A 13,770-nucleotide genomic window follows, 5' to 3' on the forward strand; every position below is an offset into this window, starting at 1 on the left:
TCAAATGCGGGAAAAGGACTCGGTGGCGGCCTACTTCGTGCAGGCGATGATCCATGGGCAAGGGGACAATCCACAGCGCTCGCGAGCTGCGCTGGAAGAGGCGGGCATCGACCCGGCGTTGATCGAGCAGCCGACTGCGCGAGTGCCGGCGAGCGCGTTTGCCGCGTTGTGGCTGATTCAGATCCGTGACCTGAACGACGAATTCTTCCGCCTCGACTCCCATGGCATGCCGCCCGGCAGCTTCGCGCTGATCTGCCGCGCCTTGATCCAGGAACCCGACCTGCACAAAGCCATGCGCCAATGCCTGGCCAACTTCGCGCTGTTCCTGCGCGACTTTCGCGGCACCCTGACCGTGCGCGGCAAGCGCGCCATCATCAGCCTGGAAAGCCATGCGCAGAGCGACGATGTCAGCCGTTTTGGCGAAGAAACCTTCCTGGTGTTGATGATCAGCCTGCTGTGCTGGCTCGGCGGACGGCGCATCCCCATCGACCGCGCCGATTTTCGCCACGAGCGTGTGTCCCTCAGCGATGACCGCTTGCTCTGGGGCCCCAACCTGACCTTTGGCGCCGAGCGCACCGAAATCGAATTCGCCAGCCACTACCTGCGCCTGCCGGTCGTCCAGGACCTGGCCTCACTGAAAGTGTTCCTGCGCACGGCGCCGCAATGGCTGGTGATCCGTTTCCGCAACCAGCACGGCCTGGCGTCACAAGTCCATCAGCGCCTGCGCAACAGCCACTACAGCGATTGGCCGACCTTGCAGGCCTTCGCCCTGGAACAACACCTGAGCCCCAGCACCTTCCGCCGCAAACTGGAGCGCGAAGGCTGTTCGTATCAGGAGATCAAGGATGAGGTACGGCGCGGGGTGGCGTTTGAGCAACTGCGCGAGAGCCGGGCGAGTATCAGTGACATTGCTGAACGGCTGGGCTTTCAGGAGCCGAGTGCGTTTCATCGGGCGTTCAAGAAGTGGACGGGGGAGAGTCCGGGGCGGTATCGGGCGCGGTTTCAGGGGGGAGTGGCAGGTTGACTCATTTGAGGTGATTTACCGCCGCGCACTATTTACGCGGCGGTTCACTGTTCATGCCTCATACGAAGGCGCAGCTGCGATCCCCAAAAATCGAACCATTTTTTTGGTCACCAGCTGCCGTAAGGAATTCCAAATTGAGCTCAAGCACACCTGTTTCCTTGTAGGAGCTGTCGAGTGAAACGAGGCTGCGATCTTTTGATCTTGCTGTAGCTTTGCCCCACCGATGCAATGCTTGTGTTCTGCCTCTGGGAAATGGGCAGCAGATCAAGATCAAAAGATCGCAGCCTCGTTTCACTCGACAGCTCCTACAGGGGAACACGTGCTCCTGAGCCAGGCCGGAACTCCATGAGTCAAGCGAACAAACGTTACAGTTGTTTCCCACCTGCGCATTTTCCAGCTGAAGTACCATGTCGACACTGTCGCGTTCAGCGGCCTTCCTCTGCCGAGTTCATCGATCCATGCCTGCGGCACTTTCCCGTTTCACCTCACTACTCGACCAGGCCCGGCGCGCCTTGCTCCTGGTCTGGGGCACTTCTCGCGGGCTTTTTCTGGGGTTGGTCCTGGCCACCCTGATCGCCGGTGTCCTTCCGGCGCTGGCCGCGTGGCTCGGCCAGCGCATCGTCGATGCGGTCGTCACCGCCATGCAATTGCACGCGCAGCAGGGCAGTGCGCCGTTGTGGCCGGTGGTGCGTTATGTGTTGTTTGAGGCGGGAGTGCTGGCGTTGTTGTCCGGGGCGCAACGGGCGCTGTCGGTGCAGCAATCGTTGCTGCGTGTGCAGTTGGGGCAGAAGGTCAACACGATGATTCTGGAGAAAGCCCAGACGTTATCGCTGGTGCAGTTCGAGAATTCCGAGTTTTACGACAAGTTGGTGCGGGTACGTCGCGAAGCATCGACCCGGCCCTTGGCGTTGGTGATGAAGTCGCTGGGGCTGATCCAGAACCTGATCGTACTGATCAGCTTCGGCGTGTTGCTGGTGCATTTTTCGCCGTGGGCGCTGGTGTTGCTGGTGGTCGGCGCGTTGCCGGTGTTTTTCGCCGAAGCGCATTTTTCCGGGGACGCGTTTCGGCTGTTCACGCGCCGTGCGCCGGAGAGCCGGCAGCAGAATTACATCGAGACGCTGCTCTCCCATGAGGGCTACATCAAAGAGGTCAAACTGTTCGGCTTCGCGCCGCTGTTGTTGAAGCGTTACCGCGAGACGTTTGCCCGCCTGTATGCCGAAGACCGGCGCTTGACCTTGCGCCGCGATGGCTGGGGGTTTGTCCTTGGCCTGCTCGGCACCGCTGCCTTTTACCTGGCCTATGCCTGGGTGGTGGTCGATACCGTCCACGGCAATATCAGCCTCGGGCAGATGACCATGTACCTGGTGCTGTTCAAGCAGGGTCAGAGCGCAGTGAGCAGCAGTTTGAGCGCCATCAGTGGTCTCTACGAAGATGGCCTGTACCTGTCGAGTCTTTATGAATACCTCGCCGAGCCGGTGGTCGCCGATGCCGGGCATCTGACCGTTGGCGCGGTGCCCGGCGATGGGTTGCGTTTCGAGAATGTCGGTTTCCGTTATCCGGGGGCCAGCCGCGCTGCTCTTGAAGGCATCGACTTGCACTTGGTGCCGGGTCGCAGCATGGCGCTGGTCGGGGAGAACGGTTCGGGAAAGACCACGATGATCAAGTTGCTGACCCGTCTGTACCGCCCCGATCAGGGCCGGATCTTGCTCGACGGCAGCGATTTGCAGGCCTGGGAGGAGGACGCGTTACGCCGGCGCATCGGGGTGATTTTTCAGGATTACATCCGCTACCAGTTTTCCGTGGGCGAGAACATTGGTGTCGGCGATACGCTGGCGTTCAATGACGAACAACGCTGGAAAGAAGCCGCCGCCGAAGGCATGGCCGCGCCGTTCATCGAAGGTCTGGATCGAGGCTACGCCACGCAACTGGGCCGCTGGTTTGCCGGCGGGCAGGAACTGTCGGGCGGACAGTGGCAGAAGATCGCCTTGTCCCGCGCCTACATGCGCCGCAACGCTGACATCCTGATTCTGGATGAGCCGACCTCGGCCCTCGACCCGGCGGCGGAAGCGGCGGTGTTCGAGCATTTCAGCGAACACACGGAAGGTCGCATGACGCTGCTGATTTCCCACCGGTTTTCCAGCGTGCGCAACGCGGACCACATCATTGTGCTTGATCAGGGGACGATTCTTGAACGCGGTGACCACGAAAGCCTGGTTGCGGCGGGTGGGCGTTATGCGCAGTTGTTCAACCTGCAAGCCCGGGGTTACCGCTAGGCCCGGCGACTCGCTGCGGTTTTGCCTTCATCAAACTGTCGATTGCCTGGCGATACTGGCTTCCACCCAGGCTCATGCTGTTGTTGTGCGTACCACCGGGCACCAACAACAAACGCTTGGGTTCGCTAGCGGCATTGAACAATTGCTGGCTGAACCGCGAGGGCATGAACGTGTCCGCCTGGCCATGGACCACCAGCAGCGGCATATCGATGTCGACGATCTTGTCGATGGAATCGAATTTCTGCGACAGCAGCCAGCGCACCGGCAACCAGGTCACGGGCAGATTGTTCTCGGCCACGGCGGCCACGGCATCACCGAGTGTGGTGAAAGTGGACTCGATCACCAAACCGCGCACCGGTATCGCGCTGTGGTCTTTTTTCGCTTGCGCCGCCAGGTCGGCCGCGAGGTCGATCGCCACCGCACCGCCCAGGGAATGGCCATAGATCAGGCGCTTGTTGGCGTCCGGTTGCATCGCCTTGAAGCGCTCCCAGGCGACGCGGGCGTCTTCGTAGACACTGGCTTCCGACGGCAGATCCCCCTTGCTCTGGCCAAAGCCACGGTAGTCGATGGCCAGCACCGAATACCCCATCGCTCGTAACTGCTCGATGCGGAACGCCTGGCCGGTCAGGTTCCAGCGCACACCGTGCAAATACAGAATCGACGGCGCATCGCGACGGGCGGCCGGCCACCACCAGGCATGCAGGTTTTGCCCGGCCTTGAAGCTGGCAGGCTTGATGTCGAACTCCTGAACGTCCTGCGGCAAACCGTGATACCAGCCAGCGATGCCCGGCTCGATACGAAACAGCAGCTCACGCTCCTTGTACTTGAGCACGCCGCAACTCACGGGCAAGCCAAGGATCAGCGCGGCCATGCACAGGATTGGCAGCCAGCGTCGGCTCATGCGACTCATCAGGTTCGAAAACATGCGGTGGTCCGGGGACGGGAATCAAAGCTCGGGTTTTAACAGATGCGTGGCGGGGCGTGGGATAAATTCGACGGTCGTGTGAATGGCCGGATTGGGCGGTGACTAATCGGGCTCCATCGCGAGCAGGCTCACTCCCACAGGGTAAGCATTCCAATGTGGGAGCGGGCTTGCCCGCGATAGCGTTAGTTCGACCCGCACAGCTCCCACATTGGAATGCGATCCCCTGTGGGAGTGAGCCTGCTCGCGATGAGGCCATTTCTGCCCACACCTCTTTAAAGCCATGCGCAAAGCCATTCGTCTTTGCTTCAAAGGCCCACCCAACAAAAAGATTGAATAATCACACAAAATGTTATTTAAATAACAAAACAACAACGCCGGCATTAGCCTGGCAAGCCGGATCAAGGTGGGATAGCAATGAGCAAGATCGCAGTCATCGGCAGCAACATGGTGGATCTGATCACCTACATCGACCGCATGCCGGCCCAGGGCGAAACGCTTGAAGCGCCCGGGTTTGCCCTCGGTTGTGGTGGAAAGGGCGCCAATCAGGCGGTGGCCGCGGCCAAGCTTGGGGCGGATGTGCTGATGTTGACCAAGGTCGGTGATGACATGTTTGCCGACAACACCTTGGCCAACTTTCAGCGTTTTGGCATCGACACCCGTTATGTGCAGCGTGTGCCCGGCGTCTCCAGCGGTGTGGCGCCGATCTTCGTCCAGGCCGACTCGCACAACAGCATCCTCATCGTCAAAGGCGCCAATGCGCACCTCGCGCCGCCGGATATCGACGCTGCCGCGCAGGCGTTGCGCGAATGTTCGCTGATCGTTCTGCAACTGGAAATCAACGTCGAGACCGTTTACCACGCCATCGAATTTGGCCGCACGCACAATATCCCGGTGCTGCTCAACCCGGCTCCGGCTTTGTCAGGCCTGAGCCGCGAACACCTGGCGCAGCTGGATTTCCTGGTGCCCAACGAGTCCGAACTGGCGCTGATCACCGGTCAGGTCGTGGACTCGCCTGAGTCAGCCCACAAAGCCGCACTGACATTGGTCGCCAGCGGCATTCGCCACGTGATCGTGACCCTCGGCCAGCAAGGCGCGCTGTACGTCGGCGAGCAGGGCGAGTTTCAGATTCCCGGCCTGTCGGTCGCTGCACGCGACACCACCGGGGCGGGGGACGCCTTTATCGGTTGCTTCATTCATCACTGGAGCCGCGACCGCGACATCCGCGCCGCCATGACTCAGGCCGTGGCGTATTCCGCCTGCTCAGTCACAGGTCTGGGTACTCAAACCTCCTACCCGGACGCCACCGCATTCGCTGAATTCCAGCGCCGGTTCGACGCCTGACGCCGAGCTGATTCACCCCTCAACGCCCACCCCGGAGAACAACAATGACAAAGCCTCCGCTCCAACAGACGTCCGATGGTTTCTACCTGAACCGCACGCCCTGGTTCGCCTTCATTTTGCTGTGCAGCATCTTCGCGCTGTGGGCCGCCGCCGCGAGCATGAACGACGTGCTCATCGCGCATTTCAAGAAGGCCTTTCTGCTCAGCGATTTCCAGACAGCGTTCGTGCAATCGGCGTTTTACCTGGGCTATTTCTTCGTGGCGATCCCGGCTGCGCTGGTGGTCCGCCGTTTCAGCTACAAGACCACCATCCTCATCGGATTGATGCTGTACATGTTCGGTTGCCTGCTGTTTTTCCCGGCGGCGTCGACGGCCAAGTACGGCATGTTCCTGCTGGCGCTGTTTGTGATTGCGGCGGGGCTGTCGTTTCTCGAAACCGCCTGCAACACCTATTCGACGCTGATGGGCCCGCGTGAAACCGGCACTCGTCGCCTGAATATTTCCCAGACGTTCCACCCGTTCGGCGCGATGGCCGGGGTGTATGTCGGCAGTTTTGTGATGTTCAAGGACACCGACGCAACCCGCGAGCAGCTCACGCAAATGAGCGCTTCGGATGCCGCCGTCCAGCAACTGCAGATGATCCAGTCCACGTTGTTGCCGTACAAATACATGATCGCGGTGCTGGTGTTGATGTTCATCCTGATCGCCGTCACCCGGTTCCCAAAGTGCAAGGGCAATCAACCGAGCAGCAAGAAAACCGCCAGCCTCGGTCAGAGCCTGTCGCGACTGTGGGCCAACAAGCGCTTTACCTTTGGCGTGCTGGCGCAGTTTCTGTATGTCGGGGCGCAGGTCGGGGTGTGGAGTTTCACCATTCGCTTGGCCATGCAATTGGGCGGCATGAACGAGCGCAGCGCCTCGTGGTTTTTGCTGACCACTTTCGCCGCCTACTTCGTCGGCAAGCTGATCGCCAACGTGCTGATGCGCAAACTGCACCCGGCCAAGGTGCTGGCGGTGTACGGCGTGCTGTGCATCGCGTTGCTGGCTTACACGATTCTGGTGCCGAACATCACGGCGGTGTATGCGGCGGTGGGCGTCAGCGTGTTCCTCGGTCCTTGCTGGCCGACCATTTACGGCCTGACCATTGATGGCCTGGGCGAAGACACCGGCGTCGGCGGTTCGCTGCTGGTGATGAGCATCGTCGGTGGCGGGGTGATCCCGATCTTCCAGGGCCTGCTCTCCGACTACAGCGGCGGCAACATGCAATTGGCCTACAGCGTGCCGTTGCTGTGCTTCATCGTGATCGTGATGTACGCAGTGCGTTGCCTGCGTCACTCCGCCAGCGAACGGGCGCCGGTCGGTGCGGTGGTGGCTTCATGAATACGCGGATCAATCTGCATCCGTCGCAGTTCGGTGAGGCGCGCAAGACCTTGCTCGAATCCGAAGCGTTCACCGTCAGCGCCTGGGTCTATCCCAGTGGTGTGCTGGCGGTGGAATTGGCCAACCGTCGCGGCAGTCTTGTCGTGCTGCCGTATCAGGGCCAGATGATCTGGTCCGCCGTGTTCGACGGTTGCGACCTGACCATGAGCAACCTGTTCAGCCAGCCTCGGCCCAGCCCGACCGTGATCGGCACCTACGGCTGCTTCATGTTCCACAGCGGCCTGCTGCGCAACGGTTGCCCGAGCCCCGAGGACGATCATCCGCTGCACGGCGAAATGCCTTGCGCGGCGATGGATCGTGCCTGGCTGGAGGTGGGTGATGACAGCGCTGGCGGCTATCTTCGATTGGGCGGCGAGTACGAATATGCGCAAGGTTTCGGTGACCGATACCTGGCCAGCCCGAGCGTCACTTTGCATGCCAATTCGGGGCTGTTCGACATCGCCATGCAAGTGACCAATCTTGCCGGTAAACCGATGGACCTGATGTACATGGCGCACATGAACTACGCCTATGTCGAAGGCGCCCGCTTCATCGAGCCCCTGGGTTTTGAGCGGGTGCGCGTGCGCAGCAGCGTGCCGGCCCATGTGAAACCGACGCCGGCCTGGACCGACTACATGCAAGCGCTGGCGCAAGATCCGCAGCAATTCAAGCGTCTGGATCAGCCGCAGCTCTACGATCCCGAAATCGTATTTTTCTTCGACGATGTCCGGGCGGATGACAGTGGTCACGCGCATTTCCTGCTGAGCCATCCCGACGGCGCGGCGTTCTACACGCGCTATCGACCGGAGCAGTTCGAGCATGCCGCGCGCTGGGTCTTGCACAACCCCGATCAGCAAGTGGCGGCGTTCGTGCTGCCGTCCACCTGCGAGCCGGAAGGCTATCGCGCGGAGTCCGCCAAGGGCCATGTGCGGTCGCTGGCAGCGGGGGCGACGGCGGATTTTCGCGTCACCACCGGCTACTTGAGTGCGGCGGAGCAACAAGCGCTGATCAGATGATCAACTGCGCGCCGCTTGCGGTAATGGCGTCGCGGTAGGCCCTGGGGATTTTCTTGTCGCTGACCACGAACTGGAAATCCTCAAGGTTGGCGAAATGCGCGGTGCGCACGGTGTCGAACTTGCTGTGGTCGGCCAGCAGCAGCCGCTGTTGCGCCTGGCGCAGGACTTTCTGCTTGACCTCCACTTCGTTGAAGTTGAAGCAGGTCACGCCGAAGTCCTGGCTGACGCCGGCAGCGGAAACGAAGGCCCAGGTCAGGCGCACGCTGTCGAGAATGCCGGTTTCGCTGGTGTTCTCGAACACCTGGTTCTTGCGGTGAAACGTGCCGCCGCACATCACGACCTGGCAGTTGGGTTTTTGCGCGAGTTTGAGCAGCACGTTCAGGGAGTTGCACACGGCGGTGAACTCCAGCTCGTCGGGGATGAAATCGATCACGAAAGGCGTGGTGGTGCCGCAGTCGAAGAACACTGTGTCGCCCGGCTGGATAAACCCGGCGGCGAGTTTGCCGATGCGGCGTTTTTCCTCGACATGGCGGGTGTCCTGTTCGGCCACGCGGTAATCGCCGGGCTCGTTGCCATCGTGGATTTTGGTGATGTAGCCGCCGAGCAACCGCAGGTGGTCGGTGTACTTGCTGAGGTCGCGGCGCAGGGTCATCTCGGACACGTCCAGCAATGCCGCCATCTCGCGCAAATGGATGGCGCTCTGGTCTTGCAGGGCTTGTTGAATCAGCTTGAGACGCTCGGCTTTTTTACTGTCCACAGGCATTCCGGGGTTGATTGTTGGTGTTATTTAAGTAACATTATTTGTGAGTTTTGTAACGTTTTTGCGCGAATCACCCTCGATTGTGGCGCAGGGGCATTTGAATATACAAACAGGAGTTTTCGCGATGGCACACCTCGAACCCCAAGCGCTGGCGCAGTACATCGATCATACCTTGCTGGCGCCGGATGCCTCCCGCGAGCAAATCGCCACGTTGTGCCGCGAAGCAGCGGAACATGGTTTCTATTCAGTGTGCGTGAACTCGGGGCAAGTGCCCCATGCCGCGCAATGCCTGGCAGGGCAGCCCGTGAAAGTCTGCGCGGTGGTTGGCTTCCCGCTGGGCGCCGGGCTGAGTGACACCAAGGCTTTCGAAGCCGAGCGGGCCATCACCGCCGGCGCAGGGGAGGTCGATATGGTGTTGAACATCGGCTGGCTGAAGGACGGCTTGTACGATCAAGTGCGAGACGACATTGCCCAAGTCTTGCAGGCGTGCGGCAAGGTGCCGTTGAAAGTCATCCTGGAAAACTGCCTGCTGAGCGACGCCGAAAAGGTCAAGGCCTGCGACATTTGCCGTGAGCTGAACGTCGCCTTCGTCAAAACCTCTACCGGTTTCAGCCGTAGCGGCGCCACCGTGGAAGATGTTGCGCTGATGCGCCGCACCGTCGGGCCTGACATCGGCGTCAAGGCCTCCGGTGGCGTACGCGATTACCCGACCGCACTGGCGATGATCGAAGCCGGCGCCACGCGACTGGGCACCAGCTCGGGCATCGCGATCATCAGCGGCGCCCAAGCGGCAGGCGCCGGTTACTGATCAGTCCACTTTCAACACAATCTTGCCGATGTGATCGCCGGCTTCCATCCGCGCATGGGCCTGCGCTGCGTCGGTGTAGGCATAGACCTTGTCGATCATCGGCAGGCAACGGCCGGCGGCCAGTACCGGCCAGACGTACTCGCGCAACTGTTCGGCGATCGAGGCTTTTTCTTCGCGGGTGCGCGAGCGCAGCAGGGAGCCGGTGATCGTCGCGCGCTTGCTCATGATCCCCAACAAGTCGACGTCGTTGGCGCGTGCACCGCCGAGAAAGCCCAGCATCACCAACCGGCCTTCCATGCCCAGCGCCGCAACGTTCTGGTTGAAGTACGAGCCGCCCATGATGTCGAGGATGACATTGACGCCTTTACCGGCGGTTTTCTCCTGGATGACCTGGACGAAATCCTGATCACGGTAGTTGATCGCTTCGGCACCGAGCTGGCGGATTGCCGCGCATTTTTCCTCGCTGCCAGCGGTGGCGAAGGCTTTGACGCCGAATTCTCGGCAGAGCATCAGGGCGGTGGTGCCGATGCCGCTGGTGCCGCCGTGAATCAGTGCGCGCTGGCCTTTGCTGGCGCCGCCCATGTCGAACAGGTTGGCCCACACGGTGAAATAGGTTTCCGGGACTGCGGCCGCGTGGACCCAATCCATGCCGTCGGGTATCGGCAACGTCTGGCTGGCCGGGGCGACGCAATACTGCGCGTAACCGCCGCCGTTGGTCAGCGCACAGACCTTGTCGCCGACAATGAATTCGCTGACGCCCGCACCGATGGCCACCACTTCACCGGCCACTTCCAGCCCCGGGATCGGGCTCATGCCGGGTTTCATCGGGTACTTGCCGGCGCGTTGAATCACATCGGGACGGTTGACCCCGGCGGCGTGCACGCGAATCAGCACTTCACCGGCGCCGGCGCTTGGAACCGGTTCCTGGCGCGGCTTCAGAACGTCGGGACCGCCGGGTTCGGTGATTTCAATCAGGGTCATGGTTTGAGGCAAAGTCATGTTGGGGTCCTGTCGAGAAAGTTGTCTGTAAATGAGATCGCATGAGCCAACCAATGATTCAGTCAAACCACCAATCCCTGTGGGAGCGAGCTTGCTCGCGATAGCGGTGTGTCAGTCACATTGATGTTGGATCTGCCTACGTTTTCGCGAGCAAGCTCGCTCCCACAGGGGATCTGTTCAGCAACCGCATTACCTGTTCCAGCATCAGTGCAACCACAATGGCACCCGCCGCCACAACGAACAACCGCGCATGATGCCCGCCGCTGGCATTGAACAACGCCGAATAGGCAAAGCCTGCTATCGCCTGGAACGTGGCGAACGACACCGTGGCGCGGCTCCAGGCAATCTGCTGCTGGTGATGGTTGGGGATCAGCTCATGCACCCGGGCCAGCGCCAGTGGCACGATGCCTGGCGGGAACGAACCGAGGATCACTGCCAGCACAGCCAGCGCCGTGAAAGAACTCGCTATCGACAGCAAGCCCACGGCAATCGCCTGCACCACCAGCACCAGCCGGATACTCAACCGGGCGCCGAGCTTATCGGCCAGAAAACCGTAACTGACCGGCCCGATGATTGCGCCAAGACCGTACATCACCCACATCAGTGCACCCACGTGCGCCCCGGCACTGAGCCCGCGGGCGACGTAATCCACCAGGAAGACCATCGCCGGCACCAGCCCTGCGGCCATGAAGGCGTACTGGGCGAACAACAGATATACGGCGGGATCGGTCGGAGTCGTGGATTTTTCAATCGACACTTCTGCGGCCTGAGGATGCGCCGCTTTCGGCCAAGCGAACCAACTCGCGGCGGTCAGGACCAGTGACAGAATGCCCAGGCCAAACCAGGTTTGCTGCAATCCAAGGCCCAGCAACGGCGGGACAATCGTCCCCGAGCCGGCAATGCCCAGGCCGATACCGAGGAAGATCGCGCCGCTGGCCAAGCCCCGGCGCGATGCCGGCACATGGGGCAATACGGTCGCAGCGACCAACACCATGATCGCGCCGCCCGCCACGCCGGATAGCAGGCGCCAGCCGAAGAACCAGCTCACCGACAAGGGAAAACCACAGGCAAAAAATGCCAGGGTCACGGCCAGCATCATCAGGCGCAGGGCCGTGGTGTTGGAGGTGCGGTTGGCCAGCGGCCGGCCGATCAGCGCGCCGATCAAGTAGCCGATAAGGTTGGCGGCGCCGAGGTACACCACGTCGCTGGCGGAGAACCAGTGCGCCTGGATCAGCGACGGAATCAACGGCGTGTAGGCAAACCGCGCCAGGCCAATACTGACCAGGCTGGCGGCGAGGCCGGCGAAGATCGGCAGCCAGATCGCGCTGCGCGGGGTGGTCGATGTGCTGTGCATGAGAGCAGTCCTGTGAGGTTATCTCTGGCGTCCAGCGTATCGAGAATTATTGATGCAGTAATGCAGCGATTTCGCGCTACAGTGATGCGAATTTGCATCGTGAGAAAAGCCATATGAATTGGGATGACGCACGGGTGTTTCTGGCGGTGTGCCGCGAATCGACGTTGCGCGGTGCGGCGCGGGTGCTGGGGGTCGATCAGGCCACGGTCGGGCGGCGAGTCACGGCGCTGGAAAAGTCCTTGAGCGCAACACTGTTCCTGCGCACCTCCGAAGGTTACGCGTTGACGGCGGTCGGCGAAGCAGCCTTGCAGGCCGTGGAAAAAATGGAGGTCTCGGCGTTGGAGCTGGAACGGCAGATCCTCGGCCTGGACGATCGGCTCACCGGTACGGTGAGGGTCAGCACCACCGATTCGCTGGCCATCGATTTCCTGATCCCGGCGATTGCCCGGTTGCACGACAAACACCCGAATGTGCGGGTGCAACTGGACGCGTCCACGCAAATGATCAGCCTGGCCAAGCGCGAAGCCGACATCGCGGTGCGCAATGCCCGGCCGGACAACCCGGACCTGATCGCCCGGCGTATCGCCCGTTGGCCGGTGGGCCTGTTCGCCTCGCAAGAGTATGTCGACAGCCACGGCGTGCCTGAGCCGGGTTCGGCGTTTGAAGGACATGACCTGGTGGCTTACCAGCCGTATCTGGCAAGTAACAAGGAGATGACGCTGGTATCGGAACCGGTGAGCCGCGGGCGGATCGTGTCGAGCCTGGGCTCCGGCCTGCTGGTGCGTCGGGCCATCGCGGCGGGGCTCGGGGTGGGGGAAATTCCGGTGTACATGGGGGAGAGGGACGGGCTGGTCAGGCTGTGGCCGGAACGCACGCGACCGGTGCCCTATGACGTCTGGCTGGTGACCCATGCGGACTTGCGGCATACCGCCCGGGTTCGCGCTGTGATCGATGAAATTGTCGCGGGGTTTTCCGGTACCGGCGAATAATAGTCAAAAGACCGCAGCCCCGTTCCCCTGTAGGAGCTGTCGAGTGAAACGAGGCTGCGATCTCTTGATCTTTACGGCATTTCAGGCAGCTCTTGCGGCCGCAGATCGAACACCAGCACTTCGGCATCCACGCCGTTGTTCAGGGTCAGCACCTGTTCCTGACGAACCCGCACACCATCGCCTTCCTGCAACGGCACGCCGTTGAGTTCAACGCTGCCACGGGCCACGTGCACATAGGCGTAGCGGTCGGCGGCCAGTTCCAGAGTGGTGCTTTCCTTACCGTCGATCAGCGCGGCATACACCCGTGCATCCTGACGCACTTTCAGCGAACCTTTGTCCCCATCCGGGGAGATGATCAGTTGCAGGCGTCCGCGTTTTTTCTGGGTGCTGAAGTGCTCTTGCTGATAACGCGGTTTGGCGCCGCTGACTTCCGGCACGATCCATATTTGCAGGAAGTGCACCGGCCGCGTGGCCGAGTGGTTGTATTCGCTGTGCGCCACGCCGCTGCCGGCGCTCATCAACTGCACGTCACCGGGACGAATCACCGAGCCGGTGCCCAGGGTGTCCTTGTGTTCCAGCGCGCCTTCAAGCACGTAGGAGAAAATCTCCATGTCGCGGTGCGGGTGCTGGCCGAAGCCTTTACCGGCCGCCACGCGGTCGTCATTGATCACCAGCAGATCGGAAAAACCCTGTTCTTTGGGGTTGCGATAGTTGGCGAAGGAAAAGGTATGGAACGACTTCAACCAGCCGTGATTGGCGGCGCCGCGATCCGAGGCTTTGCGAAGGGTCAGCATGATGAAATCTCCTGTTGGGACGTTGATTCGTCCGAGTGAGGAGAAGGTTAATGTTTATCGGTTGGTGCAATA

12 protein-coding genes are annotated in these 13,770 nt (G+C 61.2%); 7 read left to right on the plus strand and 5 right to left on the minus strand.

Going from position 1 to position 13,770, the window contains the following annotated elements:
* Positions 1–4: 4 nt before the first annotated feature.
* Both K5K95_RS20820 and K5K95_RS20825 read left to right on the plus strand, forming a co-directional pair.
* Positions 5–1,024, plus strand: a complete 1,020-nt coding sequence (locus K5K95_RS20820) for an AraC family transcriptional regulator (protein ID WP_222585873.1) — start codon at positions 5–7, stop codon at positions 1,022–1,024.
* Between the two features lie 458 nt (positions 1,025–1,482).
* Complete coding sequence (locus tag K5K95_RS20825) at positions 1,483–3,297, plus strand: ABC transporter ATP-binding protein (RefSeq protein WP_222585874.1); 1,815 nt, start codon at positions 1,483–1,485, stop codon at positions 3,295–3,297.
* Here K5K95_RS20825 and K5K95_RS20830 read toward each other — a convergent pair.
* A complete protein-coding gene (locus K5K95_RS20830; protein ID WP_222585875.1) occupies positions 3,269–4,222 on the minus strand; it encodes an alpha/beta hydrolase in 954 nt (317 codons plus the stop codon). The two genes, K5K95_RS20825 and K5K95_RS20830, sit on opposite strands and share 29 nt — an antisense overlap.
* 414 nt (positions 4,223–4,636) lie before the next feature.
* On the opposite strand from K5K95_RS20830, the gene rbsK reads away from it, so the two are divergent.
* The 3 genes from rbsK to K5K95_RS20845 are packed head-to-tail and all read left to right on the plus strand — an operon-like array spanning position 4,637 to position 7,994.
* Positions 4,637–5,563, plus strand: a complete 927-nt coding sequence (gene rbsK / locus K5K95_RS20835) for a ribokinase (RefSeq protein ID WP_222585876.1) — start codon at positions 4,637–4,639, stop codon at positions 5,561–5,563.
* A gap of 44 nt (positions 5,564–5,607) precedes the next feature.
* Positions 5,608–6,939, plus strand: a complete 1,332-nt coding sequence (gene fucP / locus K5K95_RS20840; protein WP_222585877.1) for an L-fucose:H+ symporter permease — start codon at positions 5,608–5,610, stop codon at positions 6,937–6,939.
* Positions 6,936–7,994, plus strand: a complete 1,059-nt coding sequence (locus K5K95_RS20845; RefSeq protein ID WP_222585878.1) for an aldose 1-epimerase family protein — start codon at positions 6,936–6,938, stop codon at positions 7,992–7,994. Before fucP ends, K5K95_RS20845 begins: the two co-directional genes overlap by 4 nt.
* Here the strand turns inward: K5K95_RS20845 and deoR are convergent.
* On the minus strand, positions 7,987–8,757 hold the full coding sequence (deoR, locus tag K5K95_RS20850) for a DNA-binding transcriptional repressor DeoR (RefSeq protein ID WP_222585879.1): 771 nt from the start codon (positions 8,755–8,757) through the stop codon (positions 7,987–7,989). The two genes, K5K95_RS20845 and deoR, sit on opposite strands and share 8 nt — an antisense overlap.
* Before the next feature lie 121 nt (positions 8,758–8,878).
* Between deoR and deoC the strand changes: the two genes are divergently transcribed.
* Positions 8,879–9,562: a deoxyribose-phosphate aldolase gene (gene deoC / locus K5K95_RS20855; RefSeq protein WP_222585880.1), complete on the plus strand. Its 684-nt coding sequence runs from the start codon at positions 8,879–8,881 to the stop codon at positions 9,560–9,562.
* Here the strand turns inward: deoC and K5K95_RS20860 are convergent, their stop codons facing one another.
* Together K5K95_RS20860 and K5K95_RS20865 are read right to left on the minus strand one after the other, a co-directional pair.
* A complete protein-coding gene (locus tag K5K95_RS20860; RefSeq protein ID WP_222585881.1) occupies positions 9,563–10,561 on the minus strand; it encodes an NAD(P)H-quinone oxidoreductase in 999 nt (332 codons plus the stop codon).
* A gap of 136 nt (positions 10,562–10,697) precedes the next feature.
* On the minus strand, positions 10,698–11,915 hold the full coding sequence (locus K5K95_RS20865) for a YbfB/YjiJ family MFS transporter (RefSeq protein ID WP_222585882.1): 1,218 nt from the start codon (positions 11,913–11,915) through the stop codon (positions 10,698–10,700).
* 113 nt (positions 11,916–12,028) lie between these two features.
* On the opposite strand from K5K95_RS20865, the gene K5K95_RS20870 reads away from it, so the two are divergent.
* A complete protein-coding gene (locus tag K5K95_RS20870) occupies positions 12,029–12,904 on the plus strand; it encodes a LysR family transcriptional regulator (RefSeq protein WP_222585883.1) in 876 nt (291 codons plus the stop codon).
* 71 nt (positions 12,905–12,975) lie between these two features.
* On the opposite strand, the gene K5K95_RS20875 is transcribed toward K5K95_RS20870, so the two are convergent.
* Positions 12,976–13,698, minus strand: a complete 723-nt coding sequence (locus K5K95_RS20875; RefSeq protein ID WP_222585884.1) for a pirin family protein — start codon at positions 13,696–13,698, stop codon at positions 12,976–12,978.
* Between the last annotated feature and the right edge of the window lie 72 nt (positions 13,699–13,770).

The sequence above is a fragment of the Pseudomonas sp. DR48 genome, from assembly GCF_019823085.1.
GTDB lineage: Bacteria > Pseudomonadota > Gammaproteobacteria > Pseudomonadales > Pseudomonadaceae > Aquipseudomonas.